The following is a 6,853-nucleotide window of genomic DNA, read 5'->3' as shown; positions in this document are numbered from 1 at the left end:
TCGGCAACGGCCGCAAGAACAACATCCTGAATAACCCCGCAGTGCCGCCGTTCGTCGTGGGCGCGGATGACTATCCGTATCGCGATAACTGCCAGTACAACGCACGCGGCGTGATCTGCAAGGTGCCGCCGGGTCATTACTTCATGATGGGCGACAACCGCGACAATAGCGCGGATAGCCGCTACTGGGGCTTCGTGCCCGACGCGAATATCGTCGGCCGCGCCTTCTTCATCTGGATGAACTTCAGCAGCCTGAAGCGCATCGGTTCGTTCGAGTAAAACGCGTCATGTGATGTGTGCGTATCGGATCATCGAATACGCACCTCGCATCTTCGCGCGCTACTTGAAGAACCCGCGGCAACGCCGCTTCTTCACGGTTTTTCGCCCGCCGCCCCGCGTTTTCGCCGGGGGCGGCGGGCGCGTTATACTCTCCCCATGCCCCAATCTCCGTTGGAAAGCCGTTTGCGCTACGAATTTCGCAATGCGGAATTGTTGCGCCAGGCTCTCACCCACCGCAGTCACAGTGCCACGCATAACGAACGCCTCGAATTCCTCGGTGATTCGGTTCTGAATTGCGCGGTGGCGGCCCTATTGTTCCAACGTTTTGGCAAGCTGGACGAAGGTGATCTGTCGCGCGTGCGCGCGAATCTGGTCAAGCAGCAGTCGCTTTACGAGATTGCTCAGGCCCTGAATATCGCCGACGGCCTGCGTCTGGGCGAAGGCGAGCTGCGCAGCGGCGGCTTCCGCCGTCCGTCGATCCTGGCTGATGCGCTCGAAGCGATCTTCGGAGCGATCTTCCTCGATGGCGGCTTCGACGCCGCGCAGACGGTCATCAAGCGCCTCTACGTGCCGATTCTCGATCACATCGATCCGCGCACGCTCGGCAAGGATGCCAAGACGCTGCTGCAGGAATATCTGCAAGGTCACAAGATCGCGCTGCCCACTTACACCGTGGTTGCCACGCATGGTGCGGCGCACAACCAGCAGTTCGAAGTCGAATGTACAGTGCCCAAGCTCGACGTGAAGGTGTCGGGGTCGGGCGCAAGCCGTCGTGCGGCCGAGCAAGCCGCCGCGAAAAAGGCGCTCGACGAGGTGATGGCAGCCGCGCCCGCGCTGGTGGCCAAACCGCGTCGCTCCAAAGGCGCACGCGCGCCCAAGCCCGATCTCGAAGTCGTGCCGGGTGTGACGGGCGTGCAGGGCGCGCTCGATCTGCGCGCGCCGGAGCGCCGTGCGCGCGGCGAGCGTCCGACGACGGTGGCGGGAGCCACGGCGGCAGCCGCTGCAGCGAGCGCTGATTCTGCACCGCTCGCGGTGATCCGCGCGGCGCACGTGCAGGACAAGGGCGCTGAGAAAGCTGCTGAAAAGGGCGCTGAAAAGGCCGACCGCTTCGACGCTGTGCCCTCGGCCACTTCGATTGCCCCGCGCACCTCGCGCAGCCGTGACACGCAACATGGCGCAGCGGACGACAAGTCGTCGTCCACTACTGCCGAAACCAGCGCCGACATCGGCGCGGCCGTGCCCGTGCGCGCCGCCGACGCCGGCCACTGATTCCACCCGGGCGCGCGATCCACGCGCGCCCCGTTTTATTTCCTGGTCCGATCATGAACGCACCTACTTCCACTCCTGCCGGTTTTCGCTGCGGCATGGTCGCGATCGTCGGCCGTCCGAACGTTGGCAAATCCACGCTGATGAACGCCCTCGTCGGCCAGAAGATCAGCATCACCTCGCGCAAGGCGCAGACCACGCGCCATCGCATCACCGGTATCAACACGACCGAAGACGCGCAGTACATCTTCGTCGATACGCCGGGCTTCCAGACGCGTCACAGCACGGCGCTCAATCGCTCGCTGAACCGCGCCGTCACCTCGACGCTGAGTTCCGTCGATGCCGTGCTGTTCGTGATCGAAGCGGGCAAGTTCGGCCCTGACGACCAGAAGGTGCTCGACCTGATTCCGCCGAACGCGCCCACGATCCTGATCGCCAACAAGATCGATCAGGTGAACGACAAGGCCACGCTCTATCCGTTTATCCAGGAAGTGCAGAAGCTGCGCGAATTCCGCGAAATCGTGCCGCTGTCGGCGAAGAATGCGGACGACATCAAGCGCCTGCTGGCCACGCTCAAGCCGTATCTGCCCGAGGGCGAGCCGATCTACGGCGAAGACGACCTGACCGATCGCAGCGAGCGTTTCCTCGCCGCCGAAATCCTGCGCGAAAAAGTGTTCCGCTGGACCGGCGACGAACTGCCGTACACCAGCACCGTCATCATCGAAAAATTCGAGCAGGAAGGACGTCTGCGCCGCATTTTCGCGACCATTCTCGTCGAGCGCGACACGCAGAAGGCCATGGTGATCGGCCAGAAGGGCGCGAAGCTCAAGCAGATCAGCACCGAAGCGCGCCTCGACATGGAAAAGCTGTTCGACGGTCCGGTGTACCTCGAAACCTTCGTGAAGGTGAAGAGCGGCTGGGCCGACAACGAAGCCGGCCTGCGTGCCTACGGTTACGAGTAACGCGTAACCGCGCCATCCCAGAACGCAACCCAGCGACGACAGCAATCTCAAGGTGCGAGTGAGCGCGCATGAGTGACGGCGAAGCCGGAACCCTGAACGACGACTGGTCCGCGCCCGACGCGGGCGCCGACGATGCCGATTTCGAATCGCCCGGCGGCGGCGTCACGCGCGCGCGGCGTGCGGCCGTTGGCTCCAGCGCGAAAGAAGGGACGACTGCACGTAGCCGCCGACCCCGTCTGGCGGCGTCGAGCGATCGCGACATAAGCGAAGGCGCCGACGCCACACTCGAGCGCCGCGCCACGCCGCGCAAGACCGCCGCACGTTCGCCGTCGCCGCGCGCATCGCGCGGCACCTCCGACTTTCGCGTCGCCGAGCAGCCCGCGTTCGTGCTGCACAGCTATCCGTACCGCGAAACCAGCCTCATCATCGACGTGCTCTCGCGCGATCATGGCCGCGTCGCGCTTGTCGCGAAGGGCGCCAAGCGCCCGCATTCGGCGCTGCGCGGCGTGCTGCAGACCTTCCAGCCGCTCACGCTGAACTGGACCGGCAAGGGCGAAGTGCGCACGCTCACCGGCGCCGAATGGGTCGGCGGCATGTTGCCGCTCGCCGGCGACGCGCTGCTGTGCGGCTTCTACGTGAACGAGCTGCTGGTCAAATTTCTCGCCCGCGAAGACCCGCATCCCGCGCTCTTCAATCATTACGTCGTCACGCTCACGCGCCTCGCGCACGATCTGCCGCCCGTGCAGGTGCTGCGTTCTTTCGAGCGCGTCCTGCTGCGCGACACCGGCTACGCGCTGGCGCTCAATCGCACTGTCAACCGCAAGACCGTGGTGGCCGAAGGGCGCTACGTGTTCGATCCCGAGCGCGGCGTGCGCGAGGCGTCGGACGAATGGCCCTCGCACTGGCCCGTGCTCTCTGGCCAGACATTGCTCGATATGGAGGAGGACGATTACCATCGACCCCAGACCGTCGCGCAAAGCAAGGCGCTGATGCGTTTCCTGCTGAACACTTACCTTGGCGGCACGCCGCTCGCGACGCGCCAGATCCTGATCGACCTGCAGAACCTATGAGCTTCTTCCTGACTTCGCCCAACGTGATCGACCTCGGCATCAACATCGACCACGTCGCCACGCTGCGCAACGCGCGCGGCACGACCTATCCCGATCCGATCCGCGCGGCGCTGCTCGCCGAAGAAGCGGGCGCCGATGCCATCACGCTGCATCTGCGCGAGGACCGTCGCCATATCGTCGATGCGGACGTGCGCAAGCTGCGCCCGCTGCTCAAGACGCGCATGAATCTCGAATGCGCGGTGACGGCCGAAATGCTCGACATCGCCTGCGAGATCAAGCCGCATGACGTCTGCCTCGTGCCCGAAAAGCGCGAGGAACTGACGACCGAAGGCGGTCTCGACGTGGCGGGGCAGTTCGATGCCGTGGCTGCGGCCTGCCGTCAACTGGCCGACGCGGGCATTCGCGTGTCGCTCTTCATCGACCCGGACGAAACGCAGATCCGCGCCGCGCACGCCGCGGGCGCACCCGTGATCGAGCTGCACACGGGCCGCTACGCTGAAGCGCGCGAAGCCGCCGAACAGCAGCGCGAATTCGAGCGCGTGGTGGCCGGCGTGAACTGCGGCCTGGGCCTGGGCATCAAGGTCAACGCGGGCCATGGCCTGCACTACACCAACGTGCAGCAGATCGCGGCGATCGAGGGCATCCACGAACTCAATATCGGCCACGCCGTGGTCGCGCACGCGATCTTCGCGGGCTGGGAGAACGCGGTGCGCGAGATGAAGGCGATCATGGTCGCGGCGCGCCTCGCGGCTACGCGCGCTTAAGCCCAATCAAGCGCATTCGCGCTGCGCAGGCGGCGCAACGAACGACGAGGAACGCATGGCGATCTACGGCATCGGCACCGACATCATCCAGATCAGCCGCGTCGCGGCGACCATGGAGCGCACCGGCGGACGTTTCGCCGAGCGTATCCTCGGCCCCGATGAGTTCAAGGTGTATCAGGCCCGCAAGGCGCGCTCGGAAGTGCGTGGGCTCGCGTATCTGTGCACGCGCTTTTCCGCGAAGGAAGCGTTCTCCAAGGCGATCGGTCTGGGCATCCACATGCCGATGACCTGGCGCGGCGTGCAGACGCTCAACGCGCCCGGCGGCAAGCCGTATATGGTGGCTTCGGGCGAGCTGGCGCTCTGGCTGGAAGAGCGCGGCATCACCACGCAGGTGACGATCACCGACGAGCGCGACTATGCCGTTTCGTTCGTGATCGCCGAGACAGACCAGACCCGCGACCAGCAGCGCAGCTAAACTCCCGTCGCTGTTTTCCATTCCGCCGCGCACGCCTTGAAGTGGCCCGACGCGGCACCCAATGCTCGACTAATCGATGAAACGAATTCCCGGACCGGTGATGCTCGACGTGGTCGGCACGACGCTCAACGACGACGACGTGCGCCGCCTCGCGCATCCCTCCACCGGCGGCGTGATCCTGTTCGCGCGCCACTACGAAAACCGCGCGCAACTGGTCGCGCTGACCGACGCGATCCGTGCAGTGCGCGACGATCTGCTGATTGCGGTGGACCACGAGGGCGGGCGCGTGCAGCGCTTTCGCACCGACGGCTTCACCGTCCTGCCGGCGATGGGGCGGCTGGGCGCGCTGTGGGACAAGGACGTGCTGCTCGCGACCAAGCTGGCGACGTCGGTGGGTTATATCCTCGCCGCCGAGCTGCGCGCTTGCGGCATCGACCTGTCCTTCACGCCCGTACTCGACCTGGGCTATGGCCAGTCGAAGGTGGTGGGCGACCGCGCGTTCCATCGCGATCCGCGCGTCGTCACGCTGCTCGCCAAGAGCCTGAATCACGGCCTCGCGCTTGCGGGCATGGGGAACTGCGGCAAGCACTTTCCGGGACACGGTTTCGCGACGGCCGATTCGCACGTCGCGGTGCCCGTTGATGAGCGCCCGCTCGAATCGATTCTCGGCGAAGATGCGCAGCCTTACGACTGGCTCGGCCTGTCGCTGACGGCGGTGATGCCCGGCCACGTGATCTATCCGAAGGTCGATGCGAAGCCAGCCGGTTTCTCGCGCATCTGGGTGCAGGAGATCCTGCGCAATCGCCTGCGTTTCACCGGCGCGATCTTCAGCGACGACTTGTCGATGGAGGCCGCGCGCCAGGGCGGCACGCTGACCGAGGGCGCGCGCGCGGCGCTGGAGGCGGGCTGCGACATGGTGCTGATCTGCAACCAGCCGCACGAAGCGGAGAAGGTGCTCGACGCACTGCGTACCGAGGAGCCGTCGCGCGAGCGCAAGGCATCGGCCAGACGCATCAGGAAGCTGCACGGACGCGGCAAGGCGCTGAGCTGGGACAAGCTGGTGGCCGATCCGGCGTATCTGTCGGCCCAGGCGTTGCTGCGCAGCGTCTTGCCCTGACGTATTGCACCAAACGCCAGCCAGATAGATAAACGGCGGCTCCTTCATAACGAAGGGCCGCCGTTTTTGCGTTGAGCGTTGCTCAGTCGAGCGCGATCAGTTCAGGCGCATCCGTTGCAGCTTGTTATAGAGCGTCTTGGGGCTGATGCCGAGCAGCGATGCCGCGCGATGGCGCGTGCCGCCCACGGCGTCGAGTGTGGCGCGAATCAGCATTTCCTCGACATCGGCGAGCGGCGTGCCGACCGTCACCTGCACGCGGCCGCCATTCGAATCGCGGCCGGACGCGCCGCTGCTTTCCTCGGCCTGCAAGGTTTCGAGCACGTCGCCCGAGGCATGCCACGCGCGCTTCACGCGCTCCTGGAGTTCGCGCACGTTGCCGGGCCAGTCGTAGGCCAGACATTCGCGCACGAAAGAGGGCGAGACAAGCCGCGTCGTGCCCGTGAAGCCGCGCGTATGCGCTTCCAGATTCATCTCGTCGACACAGGCTGCGGCCAGCAGCGCCGCGTCTTCCTCGCGCTCGCGCAGCGGCGGCAGTTGCAGCGCGGCGGCGTCCAGACGCAGCCACAGATCCTCGTGCAGCATGCCCTGCTGGACCGCATCGCGCGGCACGGCGCGCGTGGCCGCGATCAGGCGGAAATCGGTGCCCACTTCGCTGCTGCCGCCCACGCGCATGAAGGTCTGCGAATCGAGCGCGCGCAGCAGCGCTTCCTGCTGCGGGCGTGGCAGTTCGGTGAGTTCGTCGATAAAGAGCGTGCCGCCGCTCGCGTGATCGACGAGACCCGGCTCGCGCTGCTCGGCGCCATTGAATGCGCCGCGCTCGTGGCCGAACAGGATGCTCGCAAGCGGCCGGCCACCCGCAGCCTCAGCCGCGACAGCGCGGCCGTCGCGGATGGCTCGCTGAACCAGGATCTGTGGCTGCGT

General features: G+C 65.9%; 8 protein-coding genes. 7 read left to right on the top strand and 1 reads right to left on the bottom strand.

Features of this window, described 5'->3' with window-relative positions; translation table 11 throughout:
• The 7 genes from lepB to nagZ all read left to right on the top strand — a co-directional run.
• The coding region (gene lepB / locus VG320_RS24670) for a signal peptidase I (protein ID WP_327202682.1) at positions 1–278 on the top strand (278 nt) is incomplete at its 5' end.
• A gap of 156 nt (positions 279–434) precedes the next feature.
• The gene (gene rnc / locus VG320_RS24665; protein WP_327202681.1) at positions 435–1,547 is read left to right on the top strand and encodes a ribonuclease III; all 1,113 of its coding nucleotides are present in this window, start codon (positions 435–437) and stop codon (positions 1,545–1,547) included.
• 53 nt (positions 1,548–1,600) lie between these two features.
• Positions 1,601–2,506 (top strand): GTPase Era, encoded by a 906-nt coding sequence (gene era / locus VG320_RS24660; RefSeq protein WP_327202680.1) that lies wholly within the window; start codon positions 1,601–1,603, stop codon positions 2,504–2,506.
• Between the two features lie 68 nt (positions 2,507–2,574).
• Positions 2,575–3,576: a DNA repair protein RecO gene (gene recO / locus VG320_RS24655; protein WP_327202679.1), complete on the top strand. Its 1,002-nt coding sequence runs from the start codon at positions 2,575–2,577 to the stop codon at positions 3,574–3,576.
• Entirely contained in the window at positions 3,573–4,340 is a 768-nt protein-coding gene (gene pdxJ, locus VG320_RS24650; protein ID WP_327202678.1) for a pyridoxine 5'-phosphate synthase, read from the top strand. Before recO ends, pdxJ begins: the two co-directional genes overlap by 4 nt.
• Positions 4,341–4,395: 55 nt before the next feature.
• Positions 4,396–4,815 (top strand): holo-ACP synthase, encoded by a 420-nt coding sequence (gene acpS / locus VG320_RS24645; RefSeq protein WP_327202677.1) that lies wholly within the window; start codon positions 4,396–4,398, stop codon positions 4,813–4,815.
• Between the two features lie 76 nt (positions 4,816–4,891).
• Positions 4,892–5,932, top strand: coding sequence for a beta-N-acetylhexosaminidase (nagZ, locus tag VG320_RS24640; protein WP_327202676.1), 1,041 nt, complete (start codon positions 4,892–4,894; stop codon positions 5,930–5,932).
• A 96-nt stretch (positions 5,933–6,028) separates the two neighbouring features.
• On the opposite strand, the gene VG320_RS24635 is transcribed toward nagZ, so the two are convergent.
• On the bottom strand, positions 6,029–6,853 hold an 825-nt coding region (locus tag VG320_RS24635), incomplete at its 5' end, for a sigma 54-interacting transcriptional regulator (RefSeq protein WP_327202675.1).

The sequence above is a fragment of the Paraburkholderia sp. genome (assembly GCF_035948235.1).
Taxonomy (GTDB): domain Bacteria; phylum Pseudomonadota; class Gammaproteobacteria; order Burkholderiales; family Burkholderiaceae; genus Paraburkholderia.
Note: the sequence above shows the minus strand (reverse complement) of the source record. Positions and strands in the feature narration are given on the sequence as shown.